Source organism: Aeromonas sp. Marseille-Q7275 (assembly GCF_965119515.1).
Window position 1 is genome coordinate 169,299 of sequence record NZ_CBCPLW010000003.1, and the last position, 26,016, is coordinate 195,314.

A 26,016-nucleotide genomic window follows, 5' to 3' on the forward strand; every position below is an offset into this window, starting at 1 on the left:
AGCCAAGCCAATGTCACAGCCTTCCCAATCCGCCACTCACCCGCAATACATCTGGTTCAACGGCAAACTGGTGCCCTGGCAGGATGCCCAGGTGCACGTCATGAGCCACGCCCTGCACTACGGCTCCTCGGTGTTCGAGGGGGTGCGCGCCTATGACACCCCCAAGGGGACCTGTATCTTCCGCCTGCAAGAGCACACCCGCCGCCTGTTCGACTCCGCCAAGATCTACTGGATGGACGTGCCCTACAGCGAGGCCGAGGTGAATGATGCCTGCCGCACCGTGGTGCGCGAGAACGGCCTGAAGAGCGGCTACCTGCGCCCGCTGGCCTTTGTCGGCAACGTGGGGCTGGGGCTGCATCCGCCGCTGGATGCCAAAGCCGATCTCATGGTCGCGGCCCTGCCCTGGGGGGCCTATCTGGGAGAGGAGGGGCTGAAAAACGGGGTGGATGTGTGCGTCACCTCCTGGAGCCGGCTCGCGCCGAACACCATACCCACAGGTGCTAAGGCCGGGGGCAACTATCTGTCGTCCCAGCTCATCAGCCGCGAGGCCAAACGCAACGGCTTCGCCGAGGGGCTGGCGCTGGACGTGAACGGCTACCTGAGCGAAGGGGCCGGTGAGAACCTCTTCCTGGTGAAGAACGGTGTGCTGTTCACCCCGCCCGCCACCGCCGCCATCCTGCCCGGCATCACCCGCGACACCATCATGACGCTGGCTCGTGACTTGGGGTATGAGGTGCGCGAGCAGGCACTGCCCCGCGAGGCGCTCTACGTGGCGGACGAGATCTTCATGACCGGCACGGCGGCCGAGGTGACCCCGGTGCGCTCCGTCGATCGGATGAAGGTGGGCTCTGGCAGCCGTGGCCCCGTGACCGAGCAGTTGCAGAACGCCTTCTTCGGCCTGTTCAACGGCCAGACCGAGGACAAGTGGGGCTGGCTGACGCCGGTCAACGACTGATGAGAGAGGGGAGGCGTCACGCCTCCCCGAGTCGCTTCCGGTGAAGGCTCCCCGTGGTGCCTTCACCAGGATCGATTCCCGATCCGCGAATCACACATTCATGTTGAAAGACAATGCGCCCCAGGGGCATTCAGGGAGTAGAGACAATGCCGAAGTTGAGATCCGCCACCACCACCCACGGACGTAACATGGCCGGGGCCCGCGCCCTCTGGCGTGCCACCGGCATGACAGATCAGGATTTCGGCAAGCCCATCATTGCCGTGGTCAACTCCTTCACCCAGTTCGTGCCCGGTCACGTGCACCTCAAGGATCTGGGCCAGCTGGTGGCCCGGGAGATCGAGGCCGCCGGTGGCGTCGCCAAGGAGTTCAACACCATAGCGGTGGATGACGGCATCGCCATGGGCCATGGTGGCATGCTCTATTCCCTGCCGTCCCGGGAGCTGATCGCCGACTCGGTGGAGTACATGGTCAACGCCCACTGCGCCGACGCCATGGTCTGCATCTCCAACTGCGACAAGATCACCCCGGGGATGCTGATGGCCGCCCTGCGCATCAACATACCGGTGATCTTCGTCTCCGGCGGCCCCATGGAGGCGGGCAAGACCAAGCTGTCGGATCAGATCATCAAGCTGGATCTGGTGGACGCCATGATCCAGGGTGCCGACCCCAAGGTCTCCGACGCCCAGAGCGATCAGATAGAGCGCAGCGCCTGCCCCACCTGCGGCTCCTGCTCCGGCATGTTCACCGCCAACTCCATGAACTGCCTGACCGAGGCGCTCGGCCTCTCCCAGCCGGGCAACGGCTCCATGCTGGCGACCCACTCGGATCGCGAGCAGCTGTTCAAGCTGGCGGGCCAACGCATCGTCGCCCTCGCCAACCGCTACTACCAGCAGGATGACGAGAGCGCCCTGCCGCGCAACATCGCCACCAAGGCGGCGTTCGAGAACGCCATGGCCCTGGACATCGCCATGGGTGGCTCCACCAATACGGTGCTGCACCTGCTGGCGGCGGCCCAGGAGGCCGGGGTGGACTTCACCATGGCCGACATCGATCGCATGTCCCGCAAGGTGCCCCAGCTGTGCAAGGTTGCCCCCTCCACCCAGAAGTACCACATGGAAGACGTGCACCGCGCCGGTGGCGTGGTCGCCATCCTGGGCCAGCTGGAGAAGGCGGGTCTGGTGCACGGCGATACCCGCAACGTGCTCGGCACCTCTTTGCACGAGTTGCTGGAGCAGTACGACGTCAGCCGCTGCGATGACAAGGCGGTGCACGACTTCTATCGCGCCGGCCCGGCCGGGATCCGCACCACCAAGGCGTTCAGCCAGAGCTGCCGCTGGCCCGAGCTGGATCTGGACAGAGCCTCGGGCTGCATCCGCTCCCTGGACAACGCCTACAGCCTGGAAGGCGGCCTGGCTGTGCTGTCCGGCAACCTGGCGCTGAATGGCGCCATCGTCAAGACCGCCGGGGTGGATGAAGAGAACCTCTGCTTCCGCGGCCCGGCCCGGGTGTTCGAGAGCCAGGACACGGCGGTCGCCGGCATTCTGGACGGCACTGTGCAGGCCGGCGAGGTGGTGGTGATCCGCTACGAAGGGCCCAAGGGTGGCCCCGGCATGCAGGAGATGCTCTACCCCACCACCTATCTCAAATCCATGGGCCTCGGCAAGGCGTGCGCGCTGATCACCGACGGTCGTTTCTCCGGCGGTACCTCGGGCCTCTCCATCGGTCACGTCTCCCCCGAGGCGGCCTCCGGCGGCACCATAGGCCTGGTGGAGGATGGCGACATCATCAACATCAACATCCCGGCCCGCAGCATGGTGCTGGAAGTGGCTGACAGCGTGCTGGCCGCTCGCCGCGTGGCCGCCTCGGCCCGTGGCTGGAAGCCGCTGAATCGTCAGCGTCAGGTCTCCTATGCCCTGCGTGCCTACGCCATGCTTGCCACCAGCGCCGACAAGGGCGCGGTGCGCGATTTAAGCAAGCTGGAGGAGTAAGCCATGGTCTCTGCGGCGGATTATCTACGCAAGGTGCTGCTCTCCCCCGTCTACGAGGCGGCGCGGGTGACGCCCTTGCAGACCCTGAAAAAACTCTCCGAGCGACTCGGCAACCAGGTCTCCCTCAAGCGGGAAGACCTGCAGCCGGTGCACTCCTTCAAGCTGCGGGGTGCCTATCACAAGATCGCCACCCTGAGCGCCGAGCAGAAGTCCCATGGCGTGGTGGCGGCCTCGGCCGGCAACCATGCCCAGGGTGTCGCGCTGTCGGCGGCCAAGCTCGGCATCAAGGCCATCATAGTGATGCCCAAGACCACGCCGGACATCAAGATCGATGCGGTGCGCCGCCTGGGTGGCAACGTGCTGCTGTTTGGCAACAGCTTCGACGAGGCCTATGCGGAGAGTCGGCGCCTTGCCGAGACCGAGGGCTATACCCTGATACCGCCCTTTGACGACGTCGAGGTGATCGCGGGCCAGGGCACCATAGGCAAGGAGCTGCTGGAGCAGGACACCCACCTCACCCATGTGTTCGTGCCTGTGGGGGGGGGCGGCCTGGCCGCCGGGGTGGCTGTCTACATCAAGCAGCTGCTGCCGGATGTCAAGGTGATCGGGGTGGAAGCCGAGGGCTCCGCCTGCCTCAAGGCTGCCATGGAGGCCGGTGAGCCGGTCAACCTGGAGCGGGTCTCCCTGTTTGCGGACGGGGTGGCGGTCAAGCGCATCGGCGAGGAGACTTTCCGCCTGTGCAACCAGTATCTGGACGAGGTGGTGACCGTCTCCAACGACCAGATCTGCGCGGCGCTGAAAGACATCTTCGACGACTGCCGCGCCATCGCCGAGCCGTCGGGCGCCTTGTCCCTGGCCGGCCTCAAGGCCTACAGCGAGCGGGAGCAGGTCAAGGGCGGGCGGATGGCGGCCATATTGTCCGGCGCCAACGTCAACTTCCACAGCCTGCGCTACGTGTCGGAGCGCTGCGAGATCGGCGAGAAGCGCGAGGGCATGCTGGCGGTGACCATACCCGAGCGCAAGGGGGCCTTCCTCGACTTCTGTCGTCAGCTTGGGCCCCGCATGGTGACCGAGTTCAACTACCGCTACGCGGATGCGGCCCAGGCCTCCCTGTTCGTCTCGGTGCGCCTCACCGGGGGTGACGAGGAGCTGGGCCAGATCCAGCAGCAACTGGAGGAAAACGGCTACCCCGTGGTCAACATGACCGAGAGCGAGCTGGCCAAGAACCACGTGCGCTACATGATTGGCGGCCGCCCGGCGCGGCCCCTCGGTGAGCGTCTCTACAGCTTCAAGTTCCCGGAGCAGCCGGGCGCCCTGATGCGCTTCCTCGAGACCCTGGGTTGCCGCTGGAACATCAGCCTGTTCCACTACCGCAACCACGGCGCCGACTATGGCCGGGTGCTGTGTGCCTTCGAGCTGCCGGACGAGGACGTGGCCGCCTTCCACGACTACCTGCACGAGATTGGCTACGGCTGGAAGGAGGTGAGCGAGGATCCCGCCTATCGCCTGTTCCTGGCGAGCCAGGGCAGTCAGTGACGGCGGCTTGACCATCCCGCCCCGAGATGAAAACGAAGAGCCTGGCTCTTCGTTTTTTTATGAGCGCTCCAGGGCGCGCATCTACCGATAATGTCGCCAATATCACACTCCTGAGTCCCTGGTCGTTTGAGGCTGGTTGCAGATGGGATAATCTGAGTGCGGGGCTTGGGTTCAGGGCCCCGTCAGGGAAGAGAGGCGCAGTCGCGTCATAACAATTCATTGCAGGGGCTCATCCATGAACAGATCTATGCTCGCCGTCTTCGTCGGCGCTCTGATGGCAACGGGGACGGTGCAGGCTGCCGCCCAGGACAACACCTGGTATGTCGGCGGCAAGGCCGGCTGGTCCAATTTTTACGGGGTGGATTACGACGATCAGGTCAAGGAGCTGCTCGATGCCTTTGATCCTGGCCAGGACCACAGCGATCTCGGCCTGGGGGCCTTCGCCGGCTATCAGGTCAACCGCAATGTGGCCGTCGAGCTCGGCTATGACTGGCTCGGCAAGTATCAGGTCGATCAGCGCTTCAGCAGTAACGGGGTCGAGGCAGGACTGGATGGGGAGGCCAAGGCCCAGATGATCCAGGCCACCATGAAGATCGGCTTCCCGGCGACCGAGGCCCTGGATATCTACGGTCGGCTGGGGGGCGCCTATGCCTGGACCGACAGCTCCATCAGTGCCTGGGCCAACGATGGCACCAGCAACCTCTCGGCATCGGGCGGGGGCAAGTATCACGGTGCCGCCTTTGTGGGGGCATTGGGCCTCGAATACGCCATCGACAGGGATTGGGCCGCCCGCCTCGAATACCAGTACACCACGCCGCTCGGCAAGGACTCGCTGGATGAATCCGGCATAGAGCTGGACAACGGCCTGCTGTCGGTGGGCATGCTCTATCGCTTCGGTCAGGTCGGTGACGAGCCGGTGGCGCCGACCCCCGCGCCCGAGCCTGCGCCGGCCCCCGTGCTGGTGGAGAAGCAGTTCAGCCTGGACTCGGACGTCTTGTTCGAATTCAACAAGGCGACCCTGAAACCGGCCGCGAGCCAGGCCCTCGACAACCTCTTTGCCCAGATCCTGGCGGCCAACCCGAAAGACGGGGTGGCGACGGTGATCGGTCATACCGACCGGCTGGGATCCGATGCCTACAACCAGGCCCTCTCGGAGCAGCGTGCCCGCACTGTGGCCGACTACCTGATTGCCAAGGGGCTGTTTGCCGACAAGGTGCGGGCCGAGGGGCAGGGCGAGTCGTCACCGGTGACGGGGGGCAGCTGCCCGGACGGCGCCAAGGCGCAGATGATCGCCTGTCTGGCCCCGGATCGCCGGGTCGAGGTGCGCCTGACCGGGGTCTCGCAGGTCGCCGAATAAGCCGGAGCAGCCATGGGGTAAAAACAACGAGGGGGCCTTGGCCCCCTCGTCGCGTTCTGGCTCCTCCCCTCATCCCCAACCCTTCTCCCGCGAGGGGAGAAGGGAGCAAACACGCCATGGCGGGTGCGCACTATCGCCAGGCCCGTATTTCGCCGCTAAGCGGCGTAGTCAGACACACGATAAGGGGAACGCCACTGGCGGCGCGTGATGGTGGTGGTTTAATTCAACTCCGTGGGGTCTATGTCCAGGCTCCAGCGTACCTTCTTGGTCTCCGGCCAGCCGTCCAGCTCCTTCACCGCCCAATCCAGCAGCTGGGCCAGGGGCGCCCGGTTCGGCCCCTGCACCAGCAGCTGCATGCGAAACTTGCCCGCCTTGCGCTCCATAAAGCCGCTGATGGGCCCGAGCACCTGCACCTGGGGGTAGCGGGCGCTGCGCAGGGTATCGGCGAGACGGGCGAGGAACAGCTGCACCTCGTCGCGACCGTTGGCCTCGGCCCGGAACAACCCCTGATAGCTGAAGGGCGGCAGTCCCAGCAGGTGGCGCTCCTTGAGCGCGGTGTCGGCGAAGTGGCCGTACCCGTTTTGGGTCAGATCCTGCAGCAGGGCATGCTCGGGGTGGTGGCTCTGCAACACCACCAGCCCCGGCTTGCTGGCGCGCCCGGCCCGGCCCGCCACCTGGGTGTAGAGCTGGGCCAGCTTCTCGGCGGCGCGAAAATCGGCGGAAAACAGTGCGCCATCCACATCCAGCAGGCCGACCAGCGTCACATCCGGGAAGTGGTGGCCCTTGGCCAGCATCTGGGTGCCGATCAGGATCTTGTACTTGCCCGCCTTGATGTCGCCGAGGTGGGTCTCCAGCTCCCCCTTGCGGCGGGTGTTGTCCCTATCGACGCGCACCACAGGATATTGAGGGAACACAGTGGTGAGCAGCTGCTCCAGCTGCTCGGTGCCGACCCCCGAGCCGATCAGCTCGGGGCTGCCGCACTCGGGGCAGTGGTGGGGCAGGGGGCGCACGCTGTCGCAGTGGTGGCAGTGCAGGCGCCGCCCGGCCTGATGCCAGGTGTACCAGGCATCGCAGCGCTCGCAGGCGGCGCTCCAGCCGCACTGGTGGCAGATGAGGGCAGGGGCATAGCCGCGCCGGTTGAGGAACAGCATCACCTGGTTGCCCGCCGACAGATGCTCCGCCATCAGCTGCTCCAGCTGGGGGGAGAGCCCGGCCTGCAGCCGCACGCTCTTGATGTCCAGGATCACCTGGCGGGCGGTCTGGGCGTTGCCGGCACGGCGAGTGAGAGTGAGGTGGTGATACTTGCCAGTACGGGCGTTGTGCAATGTCTCCAGCGACGGGGTGGCCGAACCGAGCAGTATGGGGATGCCGGCGCGATGGGCCCGCATCACCGCCAGATCCCGCGCGTGGTAGCGAAAACCGTCCTGCTGCTTGAAGGAGCCGTCGTGCTCCTCGTCGATGATGATGATGCCGAGGTTCTTGAACGGGGTGAACACGGCGGAGCGGGTGCCGATCAGGATGGCGGCGCCACCGTCGCGGCAGGCGAGCCAGGCATCGAGCCGCTCTCTGTCGTTCATGGCGGAGTTCATTGCCACCACGGGCACCTTGAAGCGACGGCGGAAGCGGTTGATGGTCTGGGGGGTGAGGCCTATTTCCGGCACCATCACCAGGGCCTGTTTGCCCGCCTTGAGCAACGGCTCGAGGATGCTCAGGTAGACCTCGGTCTTGCCGGAGCCCGTGATGCCGTCCAGCAGGAAGGCGCCGAACTTGTCGCTCTGGCTGGTGACGGCGGCCACCGCCAGCGCCTGCTCGCCGTTGAGGCGCAGCCCTTCCCCCGCGTCAAAATGGGTAGCCCAGTCGCCGTCGTGGCTCGGCTCCAGCGAACGCTTCTCCAGCAAGCCCTTCTTCTCCAGCGCGGTGAGGGCGGCGCTCTGGATCTCCTCCTGCTTGAGCGCCGACGGCGTCTGCGGCCCCTTGCGCAGCAGGGCGAGGGCCTGCTGCTGCTTGGCCGCCCGCTTGAGCTCGTTGAGATCGATCGCCATGCCCGCCTCGGTGGCAAACCAGAACTCCAGCTCCCGATAGGCTGCGGGCTCCCCCTTGCGCACCAGCACCGGCAGGGCGTGAGGCAGCACCTCCCCCAGCGGATGCTGGTAGTAGCTGGCGCTCCAGGCCATCAGCGCCAGTATGTCGGGCCCGAGCACAGGGGCCGTGTCGAGTACCCGCTTCAAGGGCTTCAATTTGGCGCGGGGCACCTGACTCTCGGTCGGGTGATCCACCACCAGACCGACCAGGGTCTGGGGGCCGAACGGGATCTCGACCCGGCAGCCGGGGGCAGGTAAGGGCAGGGGAGAAAGATAGTCGAAGTGACGGCGCAAGGGCACCGGGACAGCGACACGAACCAGATCAAGCGTTTGCGATGAATCCACCAAAAGGTTGCCTATTTTTTCTGCGAAGCCACTTGCCTGAACTCAGGCATTTCCTATATTATTCGCAGCCTTTGAAACTGTGTTCAACAATCGTGTGGTGTCCGACAAGAGATCGGATGGCGACACGGCCTATCAATTGAGGTTGTCCATGAAAGCTGGTATCCATCCTGACTACGTAGCCATCACCGCCAAGTGCTCTTGCGGTAACGTCATCAACACTTTCTCTACCCTGGGTAAAGATCTGAACCTGGACGTGTGCTCCGAGTGCCACCCGTTCTATACCGGCAAGCAGAAAGAAGTTTCTAGCGGCGGCCGCGTAGACAAGTTCAACAAGCGTTTCGGTGCGATGACCACCAAGAAGTAATCTTGCTTCTGAAGAATTCTGAAAAAGGCGCCCATCGGGCGCCTTTTTTGCTTGTGGGCGTTCTGTAATGCGGCGCTTTGCCCTATGGTGGTGCGAGTCCATGGGGGATGAGGAGTGTCGGAATGCGAAACTGTCTGGTGATGGGTGCGGCGGGTTACATAGGTTCCTACCTGGTGCCTCATCTGCAAGGGCTGGGTTACAGGGTGATCGCCGGTGCGCGCCGCCCCTGCCGCCTGCCGGAGGGGGTGGAGTTTCGCCTCGCCGACAGCCTCAAGCCCATCACCCTGCTGCCGGCCCTGGCCGGGGTGGATACCGTCTTCTATCTGGTGCATGCCATGGGGGCAGGCGCCGGTTTTCACCGGCTGGAGCAGCAGGGGGTGAAGAACTTCGCCGCCGCCGCCCGCGCCGCCGGGGTGCGCCGCATCATCTATCTCGGGGCCATACAGCCGATCCCCTGCAACAGTCGCCACCTCAACTCCCGTCGCCACTGCGGCGAGCTGTTTCGGGACGCGGGCGTGCCCACGGTGGAGCTGAGGGCCGGCATCATCATAGGGCCGGGCTCGGCCGCCTTCGAGGTGATGCGGGATCTGGTGTTCAACCTGCCCATGATGGTGACCCCCAAGTGGGTGCGCTCCCGCACGCCGCCGATTGCGCTCTCCAACCTGCTGCACTATCTGGGCGGCCTGGTGGAGGCGCAAGGGGTGGATGGCCGCATCTTCAACGCGGTGGGCCCCGAGCTGCTCAGCTACCAGCAGCAGTTGCAGAAGTTCGCCGCCCACATCGGCAAGCGTTGCCCCATCATCCCCATCCCCTTCCTGAGCCCCCGGCTCTCCGCCTGGTGGCTGCAGTTTGCCACCTCTGTGCCCCAACCCATCGCCAAGGCGCTGGTGGGCGGCCTCAAGCACGACATCCCGGCCGGCGATGGCCCCTTGCGGGCCCTGCTGCCCCAGCACCTGCTCAGCTTCGACGAGGCACTGACGGAGAGCCTGGCGCTGGAGCAGAAACTCGGCGCCGAGCAGCAGGGGGAGGAGACGCCGCTCGGCCTGCGCTGGCGCCATCCCGAGTACGGCTTCTACGACCGCACCGCCAGCGGGGAGGCCGAGTGCCTCGCCTCCCCCGAGGTGGTGTGGCAGGTGCTGCAGCAGCTGGGGGGCGAGCAGCGCTACTTCTACATGAACGAGCTGTGGGTGGTGCGCGAATGGATGGATCACCTGATAGGGGGCCCGGCCCTCACCCGGGGCCGCACCAATCCGGATCGCTTCGTGAAGGGGGACATGCTGGACTCCTGGCAGATCCTCGGGGTGGACGAGGGGCGCAGGCTGGATCTGCTGTTCAACATGAAGGCCCCCGGCGTCGGGCGGCTGGAGTTCAACATCCAGCCCCAGGAGTCCGGCCTGACCCGGCTGCGGGTGACCGCCCACTGGCACCCTCAGGGAGCCTGGGGGCTGGCCTACTGGCTCGCCATGCTGCCCTTCCACCTCTTCATCTTCCAGGGGATGACGGAGGCTATCGCCCGCCAGGCGGAGGCGAGGGCCGGTATTCCCGTGATGGACTGAAAGCGGATCTATAACTAAATGGGTATCTTTGCGTGGCGGGAGATGCTGCTGAGTCGACCATCAGTGGTATTTGGCGATATTTTCTGCTGTGAAAGCCCGGTGGTTTTCTTTATGATCCCGAGCCCTCGCCACAGGCGAGCCAATGCACCACTCACTCACTTCTGTATCGGGGTCCCCCATGTCCGATCTGCGTCACGATCTTCGTCAACAAGCGCTCGATTACCACGCCCAGCCCATTCCCGGCAAGATAGCCATCGCCCTCACCAAACCCGCAGAGACCGCCCGGGATCTGGCCCTGGCCTACAGTCCGGGTGTCGCCGAGCCGGTGCGCGAGATCGCCGCCAATCCGGCCGATGCCTACCGCTACACCGGCAAGGGCAACCTGGTGGCCGTCATTTCCAACGGCACCGCCATCCTGGGGCTGGGCAATCTGGGGCCGCTGGCCTCCAAGCCGGTGATGGAGGGCAAGGCCCTGCTGTTCAAGCGCTTTGCCGGCATCGACGCCATCGACATCGAGGTGAAGCACGAGACCAGTCAGCAGTTCATCGACACTGTCGCCGCCATCGCCGACACCTTCGGTGGCATCAACCTGGAAGACATCAAGGCTCCCGAGTGCTTCGAGATAGAGCAGGCGCTGATCGAGCGCTGCGACATCCCGGTGTTCCACGATGATCAGCACGGCACCGCCATCGTCACCGCCGCCGGCCTGCTCAATGCGCTGGAAGTGCAGGGCAAGCGCATCGAACAGAGCCGCATCGTCTGCATGGGTGCCGGTGCCGCCGCCACCGCCTGCATGGACCTGTTGATCAAGTGCGGCGCCGCGCCACAGAACATCTTCATGCTGGACCGTCAGGGGGTGATCCACAGCGGTCGCACCGATCTCAACCAGTACAAGCAGCGCTTCGCCAACGACACCCCCCTGCGCACCCTGATGGAGGTGATCGACGGGGCGGATGTGTTCGTCGGCGTCTCCGGCCCGGACGTGCTGCCTGCCGAGGCGGTGGCGCTGATGGCCCCCAATCCGGTGATCTTCGCCTGCTCCAACCCGGATCCCGAGATCAAGCCTGCCCTGGCGCACTCGGTGCGCAGCGATCTCATCATGGGCACGGGTCGCTCCGACTACCCGAACCAGATCAACAACGTCATCTGCTTCCCCTTCATCTTCCGCGGTGCCCTGGACGCGCGCGCCAGCCGCATCAACGATGCCATGAAGGTCGCGGCGGTGGAGGCCATTCGCGGCCTGGTCAAGGAGCCGGTCCCGGCCGAGGTGCTGACCGCCGCCGGGGTGAGTGCGCTCACCTTCGGCAAGGAGTACGTCATTCCCAAGCCGATGGATGCCCGTCTGCTGCCCCGCGTGGCCCGCGCCGTGGCGCTGGCGGCGGTGGCCTCCGGCGTGGCACGGATCGCGCTGCCGGCAGATTACATGCAAGATTGAGCCGCCTGAGCACGACAAAAGGGGCCCCATGATGGGGCCCCTTTTCATTGGGAGCTTGTGCGCCTGTTACTTGGTCTTGGGGGCCACTTTCACGGCCGGTGCGGCATGGGTCGCCTTGTGATGCTTTTTCACCACCTTGGTCTGGGTGGCGTGGGGCGCGGCAGCCTTGGTCGGGGTGGCAGCCATGGTGAAGCCGGAGGTCAGGGCGAAGACAGCAGCCAGGCTCAGGGGGATCAGCTTTTTCATATTCCAGTTCCTCGTTCGGTTTGATGACATGGAGCGGCTCTCCATGAGGTCATCCTAGGGCTGCAGGGCCTGCACTTCAGTGAGGGACTGGTGACGGTTTGTATCCAAATGTACGGGCAGCCTGAGGCAGAAGCGGGCTCCCGTCTCGGCGGGCAACAGCTGCACCTCGCCGCCGTGATGGCGCGCTATGCTGCGCACTATGGCGAGACCCAAGCCGGTGCCGCCGGTGCGCCTGTCCCGGCTCTGATCCAGCCGCACGAAGGGCTCGAAGATCTGGGCGGCCTGCGCCGGCGCTATGCCGGGGCCGTCGTCGGCCACCTCCAGCAGATAGTGATCCTGCTGCCGACTCATGGCGAGGCTCACCCGGCTGGTGGCGTGACGCAGGGCGTTGCCGATGAGATTCTCCAGCGCCCTGTCCAGCAGGCGGATGTCGCCGCGCCAGGGCAGGGGATGGGCGGGCAGCTGGAGGGCGAGTCGTCTGTCCGGGCGCAGCGCCTGCCAGTCCGGGAGCCGCTCCCCGGCCCAACTGCCCAGATCCAGATCGCTGCACTGCAGCGGCAGCTCTGGGCGATCCAGCCTGGCGTAGGTGAGCATCTCCTCGATGAGGGCGTCCAGGGCGCCGAGATCCCGCTCCAGCCCCTGCTGCTCCTCGGTGGTGGGAGGCTCGGCCAGCATGGCGAGCCGGTAGCGCAGCCGCACCAGGGGGGTGCGCAGCTCGTGGGCGATGGCGTCGGTCAGTTGCTTGCGGCTGGCCAGCATGGCCTGCAACTGCTCGGCCATCTGATCGAAGGTGCGACCGACCCGGCCCAGGCTGCTGCCGGGGGGCAGGCCGGTGCGGCAGGAGAGATCCCCGTCACCGACCCGGCGGGCCGTCTGCTCGAGCCGTTGCAGGCCGTGCCAGTGGGGGCGCAGCCAGAGCAGGATGGGCAGGCCGAGGGAGAGGCCGATGAGCAGCAGCAGGCCCACGTCCACCCAGTGCAGCTCGTGCAGGTAGGAGAGATAGGGGACAGGGCCGACGATCAGCACCTGGTCGGTGCCCGGGATGCGCTGCAGGAAGGTGTCATCCTCCTCGAAGATGACGATGTTGCCCGCCTCGAGGAAGGCCTGATCCTCCCTGGCCAGGGGCTGGTTGGCGAGAGTGCCGAGCTGCAGCGGCAGGTTGAGCTGGTGGCTCTGCTCCCCCATGCGGGCGGGCCAGCGCACGGGGGGCAGCCGGGCCAGCTCGCCGGTGAGCAGCCCCAGGGAGCCCTGCATCATGTGCTCCAGATAGCGGTCTCCCGCCCGCTCGGCGCTGACCTGATAGACCAGGCCGATGAGCAGGATGGCGAGGCCGAAGCAGCCGATCAGCAGCAGGTAGAACTGGATAAACAGGCGTCGCATGGAGGCTCTCCTCTTGCCTGGATTGCGTCTTGGCGTTGTTTTGTTGTCCCCTCATCCCCAACCCTTCTCCCGCAAGGGGAGAAGGGTGCGGAGAGCATCAAGGTCATTCGGTAATTGCTTATTCCCAGGCCTGGGGCACCAGCAGACCAGCAGATAATCCTTCTGGCGCACCGTCTTGCTCCGGGTCGGGTTGTTGTCGTCATCCCCGGGCTTCTGGTGTGCAGGGGTGTGAGGCATCAGCTCATTCCCAGGCCTGGGGCACCAGCAGATAGCCCTTTTGGCGCACCGTCTTGATCCGGGTCGGGTTGTTGCTGTCATCCCCCAGCCGACGGCGCAGGCGGGAGATGGCCACGTCCATGCTGCGGTCCTGGCCGTCGTAGTCGCGGCCCCGCAGGCTGCGAAACAGCGCCTCCCGCCCCAGGATCTGGCCGGCGTGGCAAGCCAGCTCCCACAGGAGGTCGAAATCGGCGGTGGAGAGGGGGACGCTGTTGCCGTCGAGGCGCACGTCCCGGCCCGGCCCGTCGATCCGCAGCCGGCCGAATTGCAGGCGCTGGGGGGGCGCGCTGGGAGCGGCCGGTTGCGACGCCGGCCCCTGCTGGCGGAACTGGACCCGCAGCCGGGCCAGCAGCACCGGGGGCGGCGTGGTCTTGAGGATGTAGTCGTTGGCACCCAGCTCCAGGCTGAGGATCTGGTTCATGTCGCTGTCCAGCGAGGTGAGCATGACGATGGGGCCGGCAAAGCGCGAGCGCAGATCCCGGCATAGGGAGAGGCCGTCCTGCCCGGGCAGCATGATGTCGAGCAGCACCAGATCGGGCTGTTCGGCCTCCACCCTGGCGAGCGCCAGATCCCCCCGGGTCTCCAGCAGCACTTCGATGTCGTGGCGGCCTAGCCAGCTGCTGATGAGCTGGCCTATGTCGGGATCATCTTCAACAAACAGAACGCGTGGCATGATGGCGTGGCCCCCGGCGATGACGCGAATGCGCGTGTCGCCAGCATAACGGCTGCGCCAGCGCTCTGCATCGGGATAACTAATCAAAACAGGGCCCGCGGGCCCTGTTTTGATTCTGCCTGTCGAGCGGGGATCGGTGTATCCCCTGCGGCATCAGCCTGCCTTGCGCTTCAGATAGACCCCGGCTTCCATATGGTGGGTCCAGGGGGAAGTGGCTCGGACAGGGCGAAGCGGTCTCCCCTGCGGCATCAGCCTGCCTTGCGCTTCAAGTAGGCCCCGGCTTCCATATGGTGGGTCCAGGGGAACTGGTCGAACAGGGCGAAGCGGGCCAGCTCATGGGTCTCGCCGAGGACCGCCATGTTGGCCTGCAGGGTCTCGGGGTTGCAGGAGATGTAGAGGATGTTGTCGTACTCCTGCACTAGCCGGACTGTGGCGTCGTCGAGACCGGCACGGGGCGGGTCGACGAAGATGGTGTTGCACTGGTAGGCACCCAGATCGACCCCCTTGAGGCGGTTGAACTCCCGCTCGCCGCGCATCGCCATGGTGAACTCCTCCGCCGACATGCGCAGGATGATCAGGTTGTCGACGCCGTTGGCGGCGATGTTGTACTGGGCGGAATCCACGCTCGGCTTGGCGATCTCGGTGGCCAGCACCTTGCGGAAGTTCTGGGCCAGGGCGATGGAGAAGTTGCCGTTGCCGCAGTAGAGCTCCAGCAGGTCACCCTCGCTGTCGCGGGTCACGTCCAGCGCCCAGCCCAGCATCTGCTCGTTGATGGCGGCGTTGGGCTGGGTGAAGCTGTTCTCCACCTGCTTGTAGACCAGCTCGCGCCCCTGCACCTTGAGCCGCTCGATGACGAACTCCTCCCCCAGGCAGATCTTCTGCTTGTGGGCGCGGCCAATCAGTTGCAGATCGAACCCCTGGGCCCGCAGATCGGCTTGCAGTGCCTCTGCGGCCTGCTGCCACTCCGCCTCCAGCTTGCGGTGGTAGAGCAGGCTGACGCAGAGCTGGCCGGATTGGGTGGAGAGATAGTCTATCTGGAACAGCTTGCGGCGCAGCACAGGGTGCGGGCGCAGCCCTGCCAGCAGCACCGGCATCAGCCGGTTGATGAGCAGGCTGGCGGTGGGGAAGCTGTCGACCCGGATGATCTCCTTGGTAGCCTGGGCATACATGCAGTGGAAGAGGTCATCCCCCTCGTGCCAGATGCGGAACTCGGCGCGCATCCGGTAGTGCTCGGCGGGGGAGGCATGGACCTCAAGCGCGGGCGGATTGAAGTCGGCGAACAGCTGGGTGAGGCGATCGCGCTTCTCGTCGAGCTGGGTCTGGTAGTCGGCGGGGGTCCGCTGGGATTGGGTCATAGATACCTCAGATGCACACCGGCAGGGCCGGGCAGAAACCGGGGGAAGGCCGCAGCCAACCAAAGGGTGGGGATTTTAAAAGGCCGTCGCGGATTGTCCAAGTTTTTTGTGGTCAAGAAGTGGTCAGTCGGGCCGATAACCGATCCACCAGTATGGCGGGAGAGTGATGATGCAGATCGATGGCATGGGCGCAGCCCAACCCAAGGGAGTGGGCATTGCTCCCAAATCGCCTCAACAGGCAGAGTCGAAAACGGCGGACAAGGGGGATGAGGTCTCCCTGAACAAGCCCCCGAAGTGGGCCCAGGTGCTGATCCAGCAGGCGCTGCAATTCGCGCTGGAGATCAATGGCCAGCACTATCAGGCCCCCAAGAGTCAGGAGTTCAAGCTGGATCCGCCAGAGGCGATCACCCCAGAGACCCTGTTCGATTACGAGACGGTGGCGGACAACGTGCTGCAGTTTGTCACCGGACGGCTGGGGGCGGCCCGTGCCGACGGCAAGTCGGATGAGGATCTGGCCAAGATGATGGAGCAGGCCCGCAAGGGCGTGGACATGGGCTTCGGCGACGCCAGAAAGCAGCTCGGGGACTGGGCGGACAACGAGGACATCAAGACCGGCATGGATCAGAGCTACAAGCTGATCCAGGAGGGGCTGGAGTCCTTCGAACAAGAGTTCTTCGGCGAGGTCTCGACCACGGATCTCGGGGCGGCCAAGATGGCCAGCCGGCAGCAGGCCTTCCTCGAGATCGAGACCCGGGACGGGGACAAGGTGATGCTGAGGTTCAGCGACAGCTGGCAGTTCAAGTCCCGTAACGACGGGAGCGGCAGCCAGTTCAGCCTCAAGTCGAGCCAGAGCTTCGACTTCTCCCTGGAGGGGGATCTCGACAGTGGCGAGATGGAGGCCATCGGCAAGCTGGTCAAGGGGCTGGACGAGCTGGCCGGCCAGTTCTTCGGCAGCGGGGAGGGCAAGACCCTGGCCGACAGGCTGGATGGGCTGCAACTGGACGACAGCCAGTTGGCCGCCTACTCCCTCAAGCTCAAGCAGTCGGCCCGCTTGAGCCAGACCTATCAGGGGGCCCATTCGCTGCAGGAGGGGCTCAAGCCGCTGGCGGACTACCTGCCGAAGCTGAGCCAGCTGCAGCAGCAGGCCGATGCCCTGTTGCCCCCTGTCCAGCAGCAGGCCTTGGCCCCTGCGGTGCTGGCGGCGCGAGGCCAGAGCGAGGGGGCCGAGGGCGCCGGTTTCATGGGCTTCAACCAGCGGATGCTGGAGGCCATGAGGCTGCTCGGCCAGCAGATGGCGACCACCTGATCCCGGTTCGTCACCCCTCTGATGCGGCGTTTGCCAGCCCGGGCCCGGGCTGGCAAACTGCCCTTTTCTCCAGCCAGACGATGCCATGAACCCCAAGAAGCCAAGAGACAAGCGCGAGCTCTGCTACCCCTTCATCTTCGAGACCCAGTTCCAGTGCGACTACGAGATCGCCACCGACGAGCTCTGCTGCCAGGTGGGGGCCGTGCTCTCTCATCTGGTGCCGGATGAGGATACCCGGCCCGTGCTGGCGGATCTCGCGGCGCTGCAGCGACTCATCTACAACCTCAACGGCTCGGTGCGCGGCAGGCTCGGGATCTTCGAGGAGGATCTGGACTGGCTGAAGGGGCGTTACGATCACTACAACGAGGCGAGCCGCGGCCGGGTGACCGGTTTCGTGCTGCCCCAGGGGCCCCAGCCCATTCCCACCCTGCACCTGTGCCGCTGCGGCAGCAAGAAGGTGGTGCGCCTGCTGGTGCGCCTCGAAGAGAGCGGAGTGCGCTTCGACCCCATCCTCTATCGCTTCGCCAACCTGCTGGCCAACTTCTTCTTCGTGCTGACCGTCTACCTCAAGCAGGCGTGGAATGTGCCGGAAGTCCCCTACGTCAGCATCAACTACTGAAGACAGCTGAAAAAGCTTTTGTTTTTCATGAAGATCAAACACGATCATCCCATTTGTCGGTCGCCGGGATGGTTCCGGTAATACAGTGGGGAAGGTCATGACCATGCTTCATCTCAGTGGCAGTTCGTTCTTGATGCCGGGCAACCTTGCCTGGCGACCTCTGGCTGAATATGGCGAGGTTCAAGTGACCCCCCATGGTCAGTGGTTGCAGTCTCTGATGAATCAGCCTGCCGATGCTGCGGCCCAGACTCACATCATCATCTGGCTGTGGGAAGATATAGTGTCTGCCCGGACCCTGCAGGCATGGGGTCATCTGACGCAGGATGAGCAGCAGTTGGCCGTAGCCGCCTTCGTCGATGTGCTCTGCCAGCCCCTGCAGCAGCATCTGCAGCGCCGCCCGCAGGATCATCTGTTGGTCGGTGCCTGCAGTCACGCGCCCCTCTCGGTCTATGGTCCAGCCCCTGTCGCGCTCGCCGAGCTGGCCAGTGCATTTGAGCTGCAGATGGCCCGCCTGCGCCAGCAGCAACCCGGCCTTGACGACCTGCACTTGCCGCTCTGGCTGCAACAGCATGGCCGCCAGCACTGCTTCGATCGGCGCAACCTCTATTTGATGTCCTGCCCCTTCTCCATGGCCGGTCTGGCCAGCCTGGCGCAGTGGATTGTCCCCTTGCTGCAGCGGTTGCAGCAACCCGCCCACAAGGTGCTGGTGCTCGACTGCGACAATACCCTGTGGGGCGGTGTGGTCGGCGAAGACGGTGTCGGCGGCGTCCTGCTGGGACAGGACGGGATGGGCCGGCTCTACCAGGCCTTCCAGCAGGCGGCCAGTCATTGGCACGGGCAGGGCATAGTGCTGGCACTCTGTTCCAAGAATCTGGCGGACGATGTGTGGCTGTTGTTTGACGAACATCCGGGCATGGTGCTGACGCGTGCGCAGATCGCCGCCGCCGAAATCGGCTGGGAGCCCAAATCTCAGGGGCTGCGGCGGCTGGCCGCACGCCTCAATGTCGGGCTGGACAGCCTGGTATTCTGGGACGACAGCGAACTGGAGCGTGCTGAAGTCCGGGCGAATTGTCCCGAGGTGATGGTGGTCACTCCCCCTGCCGAAATCTGGGAGTGGCCGGATGCATTGATGACGCTGCCGGAGCTGTGCAGTCGTCACCAGAGCCGGGATGACGGCCTGCGGCAGCACTCCTATCAGGCCCAGGCCGAGGCTGAGGCGGTGCGCCGGCAACTGGGCGACGAGCACACCTTCCTGCGGCAATTGGCGCTGCAGGCCGACTGGCAGCCGCTCTCCCCGGGCAACCAGTTGCGAGCCGAACAGCTCAGCCAGAAGACCAATCAGTTCAACCTCTCCGGCCGCCGCTATCAGGCGGCGGAGCTGGCCCGGCTGGCCGCCGAGGGTGGCGAGGTCTGGCTGGCCAGCCTGCAAGACAGGTTCGCCGATCACGGCATCACGGCCCTGCTGGTGGTGCGCCCGCTCGACGAGGGGAGGGCGCTGCTGGATACCCTGGCCATCAGCTGCCGGGTGCTAGGGCGCGGCTTTGAATACTGGCTGCTGACACATCTGGCAAACCGGCTGCGAGCGCAAGGTAGGACCGAGCTGGTCATCAGCCTGGTTGCCAAGACACGAAACCAGCCGGCACAGGATTTTCTGGCGAGCCTGCCAACCCGGCCGATAACCACTCCAGCGAGGTTGCTGCCGCTGGCGGACGAGGTGTTCCTCAGTCTGGATCTCTGCTCTCTTTCTCTCCCGTTTCTGGAGTTCTATGCCAATGAATGACCTTATCGCGCTGGCACGCCAGCAGTTCCCCCAGGCCAGCGTCAACGAACATTCTGCCCTGGGCTGTTTTCCCGAGTGGGATTCTTTGGGCCACTTCAACCTGCTGTTGCTGGTCGAGCAACACTATGCCGTGCGTTTCGAACCGAACGAGCTGGCTGAGCTGAAGAGTCTGACCGACATCCAGCAAGCCCTACAGAGCAAAGGGGTTGCAGTGTGAACCAGGCACTCGAGCAGGCGCTGACCGAGCTTGGGATCCCCAGAGGTGGCGCCCTGATGGTGCACTCGGATGCCATGGTGGTGGCCCAGTTTGCAGGCATGGGAAACGCCGCAGGCATCGCGGCCTTCTGGACATGCCTCGAGCAATGGCTGGGCGGACACCTGTTGGTGCCGACCTTCAGTTACAGCCCGATGGCGGACGAGTGTTTCGATCCTGCGCAGACCCCGAGCAAGGTGGGGTTGATGACGGAGCTGTTCCGCCAGCGCGAAGGGGTGGTGCGTACGCTGGATCCCGTCTTCAGCATGGCGATCAGCGGCCCGCAGGGGCCAGCGCTGGTAGCCAGGGAGTGTCACGACTGCTTCGGTCAGGAGAGCCCGTTCGGCTGGCTGGCGGAGCAGGACGGCTGGTTGCTGGGGCTGGGTTGCCACCCTGACCGTATTACCTTCACCCACTATGTGGAGCAACGGCTGGCCGTCTCCTACCGCTATTACAAGGCGTTTGCGGGCCAGGTACGCGTCGACGGCCGCGTGCGGGAGTGGCAGGCGGATTACTATGTGCGGGATCTGACGCTGGCAAGCGAGATCGACCTCTCCAGGCTGGTGGTTCTGCTGCAGGAGCGGGGTGCCTGGCGCCAGGCGCTGTGCCAGCGGGTACCGGTCTGGGCGGTATCGTGCCGTGACTTTATCCAGGCCGCCAGCAAGTTGCTGGCGGTGGCGCCATACGCCCTGATCCGGGCGGGAGGGGATTCCCATGCGATTTGATCACATTGGACTGGTGGTGCCGGACCTGGCCACTGGTGAGGCCTATTGCCGAGATGTACTGGGGTTGAGCCGATTCTCTGTGGCGGTTGAAGATCCGCTGCAACGGGTCTGGGTGCAGTTTGTGCACGATAAGCATGGGTTGTGCTACGAACTGGTCGCACCCGCCGGAGAGGACAGCCCTGTGGCCCAGGTGCTCAAGACTCGGCGCAATGTCATCAACCATCTCGCCTATCGAGTGCCCAGTCTGCAGGAAAGCGCCACCAGACTGCGTGAACAACGTCATCTTCCTCTTGGACCCAGTCAGCCGGCTATCGCTTTTGGTGGGTCTCATGTCCAGTTTTTTCTCAGTCCTTTGGGACATATTGTTGAGTTGATTGAGGAGACCATATGATAACTGAAAATAATATTGGTTATCTGCCCACGGATTGGGACGATCAGACTCAACTTGGTGAACAATTACATCGCTTGTTGGCCCTGCTATTCCCACTCAATCGCAGCTTGACAGGCGATGGTGTAAGAAAAACATTGACCCTGTTTCGCGAACATTGTTTACCTGAATTACAGATCCATGAAGTTGCCAGCGGAAGCACATTTTTTGATTGGACTGTACCGGATGAGTGGAATGTCAGAGAGGCTTATATCGTAGGTCCGGATGGACACAGGGTGGTTGATTTCAAGGAGAGTAACTTACACTTGGTGGGCTACTCAGAACCGGTACGCCGCACTCTCCCCTTAGCAGAATTACAACTACACTTGCACTCCTTACCTGAGTTACCGGACGCCATCCCCTATGTCACGTCTTATTACCAGCGCCGTTGGGGATTTTGTTTACCCCATAATGTGCGGGAAGCGTTACCGGAAGGAAATTATGAGGTTGTGATAGATACCAGCTTGCAACCGGGCTCACTGACTTATGCCGAGTGGGTGTTACCAGGGGAGAGTAAGCAGGAGATCTTGTTATCCAGCTATGTTTGCCATCCTTCCATGGCCAACAACGAGTTGTCCGGCCCAGGCGTCGGGGTGTTTTTGATGGCCTGGCTTTCCTCCTTGCCCAAGCGACGCTATAGCTATCGATTGATGCTTGTTCCAGAGACAATCGGGGCTATCGTTTATCTCTCTCGTCATCTGGAGCACCTCAAATCTCATACGTTGGCCGGTTTTAATCTGACCTGCATGGGGGACGAGAGGTGTTACTCTTTCTTACCGTCCAGGCAGGGTAATTCTTTAGCCGATCGTATTGGACGTCATGTGCTGGGTCATATTGCTCCTGATTATATGGCGTATAGCTATCTTGACCGGGGCTCCAACGAACGTCAGCTATGTGCTCCTGGAATAGACCTGCCAGTCACCACCATGATGCGCAGCAAATACGGTTGTTATGCCGAATATCATACCTCGTTGGATGACCTTACCCTGGTCACGCCACAGGGTCTGGCGGATAGCTTCCTGGCGCTGAGGAGGGCGATCGAATGTCTGGAGTTGGATGAATGCTGTGAGGCTGCCGTATTGGGTGAGCCCCAGCTGGGGCGACGTGGCCTCTATCCGAATCTATCTACACGTGATTCCGGCGAGCAGGTGAGGGATATGATGAACTTGCTGGCGTACAGCGATGGCCATCTGAGCCTGTTTGAGATTGCCGAGATCATCAATGTACCGTTTTGGCGGGTCGAGCCCTTGGCGAGAAAGCTTATCGATGCAGGGGTTCTGCGCAGGCGTAGTCGTCGTTGAGAATAGGTGCTTCGTTGCATGATGTGATGGAGATATCGCGATCGTTCAACCTTGTTTCATCAATCCTGATCATATCTTTAGGAGAGGATCATGAGATGTCCATATTGTCACAGTGATAACACATTGGTTTTCCTTGAACGCAAGATGCCAGCCGTTTTATCTGCATACTCTGGTGATTTTCCGGTAAAGGTATCGGAATTGCAGGTCAGTGCTTGCAAGGATTGTCTGGTGGGGTTTGCATCCAAGAAATTATCATCGGAGGAACTAACGGAAATATATGATAACTATTTATATATTTCTCCGCTGAATAATATCGGCGCCTCTAAATATGACGGCATGATTGATACCATCACAAGTCACTTTAGCAAAGATGAAAAGATATTGGAGATTGGCTGTTCAGAAGGCTACTTGTTGAAAAAACTGAGCGAGAGCGGTTTCTCCAATGTAACAGGAATTGAGCCCGGTCCCCAAGCCGATACTGCGAAGGGCTTGGGACTTAACGTTATAAAGGGTTATTTTAATGCTAGCCATGTTCAGGACAAGGTAGATGGTTACTATCTTATGCATGTGTTTGAGCATTTTGAAGATCCTTTCTCCATCTTTAAATTGATGTCCGAAACGTTGAATGATACCGGAAGGATCGTCATTGAGGTCCCTGATTTCGGCGGTTTCCATGTACAACACCTCTTCTACTACAACATCTACTTCATGCAAGTCCTGGCCCGTGATAATAAACTTAAAATAATATATCACCGTGTTGAGAATGACAGTTTAAGGGTTGTTTTTGTCAAGGCTGAAAATACACATCACAATGAAATTGAAATGGTCTTTGATAAAGCCAGTTATATCGATAGTCTCTCAGTATTCAAGCAGCGGTGCGATGCATCTCGCAATAGAGTAAATGATTTTCTCAGAAAAGTAGATAGCGTCGTTTGGTGGGGAGCTGGTTCTGCGTCAGTTATTCTGCTGAACGGGGTTGAGAAAGAGATTTTGGACAGCACAAATATCATTGTTGTCGATGGTGACAAGAATAAAGTCGATCGCACCTTACCTGGTGTGAATCTCAAGGTGAGTTATTTCGAGACGATTAGAAATAAGCATGTCAGTAACCTGGTAATTGCTTCAAGTTTCTATAAAGAAATATTTGAGACAATGACGGCTCATGGTATCACCTATGATCATGTCGAGGTGTTCAGTGATGCCTGATTAAAGGCTTAAGGGTGATGAGGGTCGTCAGGATGACGGCAGTAAATCATTTTAATTTTACTGGTAGGGAATTTATAACTGCCGGGAATAATGGCGGGACAGAGCCCGCCATTTATTTGATAGTCTCTCTCGGTCAGCTCGACAGCAGCACCCTGGCCGAGTTGGCCGGTATGGTGAGCTGCACCTCCCCTTGCACCACCTCGAACTTGTCGCCGTTGAAGGCGTCGGTGAAGCGGCTGGCGGGGCTGGCGGTCTGCCACAGGGGCAGGCTGATGGTGCGCGGCTCTGTGGGGTGGCGGTTGCAGGCCACTACCACCTGATCGCTTTGCAGGGTGCGGGCGAACACATAGCTGTGAGGGCCGGCGTAGAGGGTCTGGATGTCTCCCCGGCGCAGGGCCGGACGCTGGCGGCGCAGCTGGATCAGGCGGCGGTAGTGATCGTGCAGCACATGATCCCAGTCTGTGGTGTCCCAGGGGAAGCAGCGACGGCAGTCCGGATCGTTGCCGCCGGAGAGTCCCACCTCGTCGCCGTAGTAGATGGAGGGCACGCCGATATAGGTGATGAGCAGGGTGGCGGCGAGCCGCATCCGCTGCTTGTCCTCCCCCAGCAGGTGCAGGAAGCGGGCGGTGTCGTGGCTGTCCAGCAGGTTGAACTGGGCCAGCTGGTTCTTGAAGGGGATATGGGCCCGGGCCAGCTTGAGCCACCTGTCCAGCTCCTCGGCGCTGATCCGGATGGGGTGATAGGCGATGTCCTGTCCCGCCAGGAAGGCGCGTATGGGGTGGGCGAAGCCGTAGTAGTTCATGGCGCCGTCCTCCTGATCCCCCTGCAGCCACTGACTCGCCTCGAAGAAGTGCTCGCCGAGCACGTAGGCGTCCGGGTTCTCCTGCTTCACCGCACCGCGAATGGCGCGCACATGGCCGCTGTTGCCCATGGCCGAGCCCCGCTCCCCCAGCATGTGGATGACGTCGAAGCGCCAGCCATCGATCTGGTAGGGGGCCCGCATCCAGTAGCGCAGAATGGCGTTGTCTGCCCGATATACCGCGTCTTGCACCTGCTCGCTGGAGAAGTCCAGCTTGGGCAGGCTGCGAATGCCCTTCCAGCTGACATAATCCCCCTCCTGATCGAAGGTGTAGAAGCTGCGCCAGGGGGAGTCCGGGTTGCTCTGGGCCCCCAGCGGCGGGCAGAACCAGGGGTGGTCGGTTGAGGTGTGGTTGACCACGGCGTCCAGGATGATCTTCATGCCGCGCTGGTGCAGGTTGCGGGTCAGCTCGGCAAACTGGGCATTGGTGCCGAGGTGGACATCCACCTTGAAGTAGTCCTGGGTGTCGTACTTGTGGTTGCTCGGCGAATCGAAGATGGGGTTGAGGTAGAGCGCCGTTACGCCCAGGGATTGCAGGTAGTGCAGCTTGGCGTCTATCCCCGCCAGATCCCCGCCGTAGAACTCGCACGCGCCGTGGCCCTCCTCGTGGCGACTGACCGGTTCCCCCCAGGCCTTGCTGATGACCGCCTTGCCGCGGTACTCGTACTCGTGATGCCTGACGCTCAGCGAGGGATCGCCGTTGCAGAAGCGGTCGGGGAAGATCTGGTAGAACACCTGATCCTGTACCCAGGCCGGCGGCTGGTGATGGCTGTTGAAGCGAAAATGCTGCTCCCGCGGCGGCATGGCGGCGCTGACGCCCGCCCCGTGCAGCCACCACTGCTCCTGGTCAGTGAGGCACTTGAAGCAGTAGAGGTGGATCTCCTGCCCCCTGGCCAGCGGCAGCTCGACCTGCCAGACCTGCAGCCTGTCCCGGGTCGAGACCGGGCGCATGGCCACCAGGTACTCCTCGTTGTCCGGCTCGTGACGCAGCCACACCTCGCGGATGGGGGCGTCCAGCTCGCTGAACAGGGTGAGCAACAGGGTATCGGCACTCTCTTTGAACCAGGGTGCCACCTGGGGATGAAACAGGAAGGGATGGGTCATGGTATCTACTGCATCAGAGGGTGGCCAGAGGCTACTGGGTCAGGAGGTCGGCGAGGGCATTGCCCTGCTCGTGGAGTTGCTCCAGCTGATCCGCCAGGGTGGCGGGATCCAGCCCGAGCTGGTCGGCCAGCGGCTTGGGGAAGCGCGCTATGATGGTCTGGGCCGGTACCCCGGCGTGCCAAGCGAAGGAGACGAAGACGGAGAGCCGGATCAGCACAGCCTCCTTGCTGACGGGCTCGTGGGAGAGGGGATCCAGTTGCTGGGCGATGGCATTGACGAAGGAGGCCGACAGATTCCAGCGTTTCGCCAGCTCGGCGCCGAGCTGGGCATAGTCGTACCCCAGCATCTCCCGCTGGGCCTCGACCCGGCTGCTCCCCTTCTCGATGGCCAGGTTGATGAGCCCGGCCTCCTCCGGCAAGGTGCTCTGGATCAGCAGCTCGCCGATGTTGTGAATGAGGGCGCAGGTGAAGGCGCTCTCCGGATCTACCGCCCTGGTCTGCTGGGCCAGGGTGCGGGCTATGGTGGCGACCTGGAAGGTCTGGGTCCAGAAGCGGTGCTTGTCAAAGCCCGGGGGGGCCTTGAAGCTGCTGATGATGCCGGAGGCGACCACCACGGAGCGCAAGCGGTTGAAGCCGAGGCGGATCACCGCCTGCTCGATGGAGGTCACCTCGTTGCCCCGGCGCAGGGCGGCGGAGTTGGCCATCCGCAGCACCTTGACGCTGATCACCTGGTCCATGGCGATCTTGGCCGCGATCTCGTCGATGCGGGCATTCTCATCGTTGAAACTCTGCATCAGCTCGTGCAGCAGCTGCGGGATTGTGGGCAGTTGTTTGATCTTGCCAAACAGGCGATCCATCGACATGGCTGAGGCAGCCTCCATTGCGAACAG

22 protein-coding genes are annotated in these 26,016 nt (G+C 63.0%); 15 read left to right on the forward strand and 7 right to left on the reverse strand.

The features are described from left to right. The first annotated feature begins 10 nt into the window (after nt 1-10). The 4 genes from ACWPWQ_RS04640 (at nt 11) to ompA (ending at nt 5,836) form a co-directional block, all read left to right on the forward strand. A complete protein-coding gene (locus ACWPWQ_RS04640) occupies nt 11-955 on the forward strand; it encodes a branched-chain amino acid transaminase (protein WP_454009116.1) in 945 nt (314 codons plus the stop codon). A gap of 146 nt (nt 956-1,101) precedes the next feature. After that, nucleotides 1,102-2,943 carry a dihydroxy-acid dehydratase gene (gene ilvD, locus ACWPWQ_RS04645; protein ID WP_429108789.1) on the forward strand — a complete coding sequence of 614 codons (1,842 nt, stop codon included), beginning with the start codon at nt 1,102-1,104 and terminating at the stop codon, nt 2,941-2,943. Nucleotides 2,944-2,946: 3 nt separating this feature from the next. Continuing rightward, entirely contained in the window at nt 2,947-4,479 is a 1,533-nt protein-coding gene (gene ilvA / locus ACWPWQ_RS04650; RefSeq protein WP_454009117.1) for a threonine ammonia-lyase, biosynthetic, read from the forward strand. A gap of 235 nt (nt 4,480-4,714) precedes the next feature. Further along, on the forward strand, nt 4,715-5,836 hold the full coding sequence (gene ompA / locus ACWPWQ_RS04655) for a porin OmpA (RefSeq protein ID WP_454009118.1): 1,122 nt from the start codon (nt 4,715-4,717) through the stop codon (nt 5,834-5,836). 218 nt (nt 5,837-6,054) lie between these two features. Here ompA and priA read toward each other — a convergent pair whose 3' ends face one another. After that, entirely contained in the window at nt 6,055-8,262 is a 2,208-nt protein-coding gene (gene priA, locus ACWPWQ_RS04660) for a primosomal protein N' (RefSeq protein WP_454009119.1), read from the reverse strand. Between the two features lie 148 nt (nt 8,263-8,410). Here priA and rpmE point away from each other — a divergent pair, with 148 nt between their 5' ends. From rpmE to ACWPWQ_RS04675, 3 genes are all read left to right on the forward strand, one after another. After that, nucleotides 8,411-8,626 carry a 50S ribosomal protein L31 gene (gene rpmE / locus ACWPWQ_RS04665; protein WP_016352348.1) on the forward strand — a complete coding sequence of 72 codons (216 nt, stop codon included), beginning with the start codon at nt 8,411-8,413 and terminating at the stop codon, nt 8,624-8,626. 122 nt (nt 8,627-8,748) lie between these two features. After that, a complete protein-coding gene (locus ACWPWQ_RS04670) occupies nt 8,749-10,182 on the forward strand; it encodes a DUF2867 domain-containing protein (RefSeq protein WP_454009120.1) in 1,434 nt (477 codons plus the stop codon). A 178-nt stretch (nt 10,183-10,360) separates the two neighbouring features. Further along, a complete protein-coding gene (locus tag ACWPWQ_RS04675) occupies nt 10,361-11,617 on the forward strand; it encodes a malic enzyme-like NAD(P)-binding protein (protein ID WP_319913895.1) in 1,257 nt (418 codons plus the stop codon). A gap of 66 nt (nt 11,618-11,683) precedes the next feature. Here the strand turns inward: ACWPWQ_RS04675 and ACWPWQ_RS04680 are convergent, their stop codons facing one another. The 4 genes from ACWPWQ_RS04680 to trmA all read right to left on the reverse strand — a co-directional run bounded on the left by ACWPWQ_RS04680 (nt 11,684) and on the right by trmA (nt 15,547). Further along, complete coding sequence (locus ACWPWQ_RS04680) at nt 11,684-11,863, reverse strand: hypothetical protein (protein WP_042649209.1); 180 nt, start codon at nt 11,861-11,863, stop codon at nt 11,684-11,686. Between the two features lie 54 nt (nt 11,864-11,917). Continuing rightward, nucleotides 11,918-13,243 carry a two-component system sensor histidine kinase RstB gene (gene rstB, locus ACWPWQ_RS04685; RefSeq protein WP_454009121.1) on the reverse strand — a complete coding sequence of 442 codons (1,326 nt, stop codon included), beginning with the start codon at nt 13,241-13,243 and terminating at the stop codon, nt 11,918-11,920. 241 nt (nt 13,244-13,484) lie between these two features. After that, on the reverse strand, nt 13,485-14,192 hold the full coding sequence (rstA, locus tag ACWPWQ_RS04690; RefSeq protein WP_454009178.1) for a two-component system response regulator RstA: 708 nt from the start codon (nt 14,190-14,192) through the stop codon (nt 13,485-13,487). A gap of 248 nt (nt 14,193-14,440) precedes the next feature. Then, complete coding sequence (gene trmA / locus ACWPWQ_RS04695; RefSeq protein ID WP_454009122.1) at nt 14,441-15,547, reverse strand: tRNA (uridine(54)-C5)-methyltransferase TrmA; 1,107 nt, start codon at nt 15,545-15,547, stop codon at nt 14,441-14,443. A gap of 169 nt (nt 15,548-15,716) precedes the next feature. Here trmA and ACWPWQ_RS04700 point away from each other — a divergent pair, with 169 nt between their 5' ends. The 8 genes from ACWPWQ_RS04700 (at nt 15,717) to ACWPWQ_RS04735 (ending at nt 23,164) form a co-directional block, all read left to right on the forward strand. Next, complete coding sequence (locus tag ACWPWQ_RS04700; RefSeq protein ID WP_454009179.1) at nt 15,717-16,853, forward strand: DUF5610 domain-containing protein; 1,137 nt, start codon at nt 15,717-15,719, stop codon at nt 16,851-16,853. Nucleotides 16,854-16,938: 85 nt separating this feature from the next. Further along, entirely contained in the window at nt 16,939-17,472 is a 534-nt protein-coding gene (locus ACWPWQ_RS04705; protein WP_454009123.1) for an ATP--cob(I)alamin adenosyltransferase, read from the forward strand. 97 nt (nt 17,473-17,569) lie between these two features. After that, nucleotides 17,570-19,252 carry an HAD-IIIC family phosphatase gene (locus ACWPWQ_RS04710; RefSeq protein WP_454009124.1) on the forward strand — a complete coding sequence of 561 codons (1,683 nt, stop codon included), beginning with the start codon at nt 17,570-17,572 and terminating at the stop codon, nt 19,250-19,252. Continuing rightward, on the forward strand, nt 19,245-19,469 hold the full coding sequence (locus tag ACWPWQ_RS04715; protein ID WP_202047669.1) for an acyl carrier protein: 225 nt from the start codon (nt 19,245-19,247) through the stop codon (nt 19,467-19,469). The genes ACWPWQ_RS04710 and ACWPWQ_RS04715 overlap by 8 nt, the downstream gene beginning before the upstream one ends. Continuing rightward, a complete protein-coding gene (locus tag ACWPWQ_RS04720) occupies nt 19,466-20,230 on the forward strand; it encodes an AAC(3) family N-acetyltransferase (protein WP_404837385.1) in 765 nt (254 codons plus the stop codon). Before ACWPWQ_RS04715 ends, ACWPWQ_RS04720 begins: the two co-directional genes overlap by 4 nt. Continuing rightward, a complete protein-coding gene (locus ACWPWQ_RS04725; protein ID WP_202047667.1) occupies nt 20,220-20,621 on the forward strand; it encodes a VOC family protein in 402 nt (133 codons plus the stop codon). The genes ACWPWQ_RS04720 and ACWPWQ_RS04725 overlap by 11 nt, the downstream gene beginning before the upstream one ends. After that, nucleotides 20,618-21,958, forward strand: a complete 1,341-nt coding sequence (locus ACWPWQ_RS04730; protein WP_202047666.1) for a DUF4910 domain-containing protein — start codon at nt 20,618-20,620, stop codon at nt 21,956-21,958. Before ACWPWQ_RS04725 ends, ACWPWQ_RS04730 begins: the two co-directional genes overlap by 4 nt. Nucleotides 21,959-22,048: 90 nt before the next feature. Continuing rightward, nucleotides 22,049-23,164 carry a class I SAM-dependent methyltransferase gene (locus ACWPWQ_RS04735; RefSeq protein WP_454009125.1) on the forward strand — a complete coding sequence of 372 codons (1,116 nt, stop codon included), beginning with the start codon at nt 22,049-22,051 and terminating at the stop codon, nt 23,162-23,164. A 133-nt stretch (nt 23,165-23,297) separates the two neighbouring features. Here the strand turns inward: ACWPWQ_RS04735 and malZ are convergent, their stop codons facing one another. Beyond that, nucleotides 23,298-25,127 (reverse strand): maltodextrin glucosidase, encoded by a 1,830-nt coding sequence (gene malZ, locus ACWPWQ_RS04740; RefSeq protein ID WP_454009126.1) that lies wholly within the window; start codon nt 25,125-25,127, stop codon nt 23,298-23,300. A 31-nt stretch (nt 25,128-25,158) separates the two neighbouring features. Beyond that, complete coding sequence (locus tag ACWPWQ_RS04745; RefSeq protein WP_454009127.1) at nt 25,159-26,007, reverse strand: HDOD domain-containing protein; 849 nt, start codon at nt 26,005-26,007, stop codon at nt 25,159-25,161. Nucleotides 26,008-26,016: the final 9 nt, after the last annotated feature.

Coding starts and splice junctions, on each gene's coding strand:
- ACWPWQ_RS04705 (WP_454009123.1), top strand. CDS start 16,939: ATGAACCCCAAGAAGCCAAGAGACAAGCGCGAGCTCTGCTACCCCTTC.
- ACWPWQ_RS04680 (WP_042649209.1), bottom strand. CDS start 11,863: ATGAAAAAGCTGATCCCCCTGAGCCTGGCTGCTGTCTTCGCCCTGACC.
- ACWPWQ_RS04735 (WP_454009125.1), top strand. CDS start 22,049: ATGAGATGTCCATATTGTCACAGTGATAACACATTGGTTTTCCTTGAA.
- ACWPWQ_RS04700 (WP_454009179.1), top strand. CDS start 15,717: ATGCAGATCGATGGCATGGGCGCAGCCCAACCCAAGGGAGTGGGCATT.
- rstB (WP_454009121.1), bottom strand. CDS start 13,243: ATGCGACGCCTGTTTATCCAGTTCTACCTGCTGCTGATCGGCTGCTTC.
- malZ (WP_454009126.1), bottom strand. CDS start 25,127: ATGACCCATCCCTTCCTGTTTCATCCCCAGGTGGCACCCTGGTTCAAA.
- ilvA (WP_454009117.1), top strand. CDS start 2,947: ATGGTCTCTGCGGCGGATTATCTACGCAAGGTGCTGCTCTCCCCCGTC.
- ACWPWQ_RS04640 (WP_454009116.1), top strand. CDS start 11: ATGTCACAGCCTTCCCAATCCGCCACTCACCCGCAATACATCTGGTTC.
- ompA (WP_454009118.1), top strand. CDS start 4,715: ATGAACAGATCTATGCTCGCCGTCTTCGTCGGCGCTCTGATGGCAACG.
- ACWPWQ_RS04670 (WP_454009120.1), top strand. CDS start 8,749: ATGCGAAACTGTCTGGTGATGGGTGCGGCGGGTTACATAGGTTCCTAC.
- ACWPWQ_RS04710 (WP_454009124.1), top strand. CDS start 17,570: ATGACCATGCTTCATCTCAGTGGCAGTTCGTTCTTGATGCCGGGCAAC.
- rpmE (WP_016352348.1), top strand. CDS start 8,411: ATGAAAGCTGGTATCCATCCTGACTACGTAGCCATCACCGCCAAGTGC.
- rstA (WP_454009178.1), bottom strand. CDS start 14,192: ATGCCACGCGTTCTGTTTGTTGAAGATGATCCCGACATAGGCCAGCTC.
- ilvD (WP_429108789.1), top strand. CDS start 1,102: ATGCCGAAGTTGAGATCCGCCACCACCACCCACGGACGTAACATGGCC.
- trmA (WP_454009122.1), bottom strand. CDS start 15,547: ATGACCCAATCCCAGCGGACCCCCGCCGACTACCAGACCCAGCTCGAC.
- ACWPWQ_RS04675 (WP_319913895.1), top strand. CDS start 10,361: ATGTCCGATCTGCGTCACGATCTTCGTCAACAAGCGCTCGATTACCAC.
- ACWPWQ_RS04725 (WP_202047667.1), top strand. CDS start 20,220: ATGCGATTTGATCACATTGGACTGGTGGTGCCGGACCTGGCCACTGGT.
- ACWPWQ_RS04745 (WP_454009127.1), bottom strand. CDS start 26,007: ATGGAGGCTGCCTCAGCCATGTCGATGGATCGCCTGTTTGGCAAGATC.
- ACWPWQ_RS04715 (WP_202047669.1), top strand. CDS start 19,245: ATGAATGACCTTATCGCGCTGGCACGCCAGCAGTTCCCCCAGGCCAGC.
- ACWPWQ_RS04730 (WP_202047666.1), top strand. CDS start 20,618: ATGATAACTGAAAATAATATTGGTTATCTGCCCACGGATTGGGACGAT.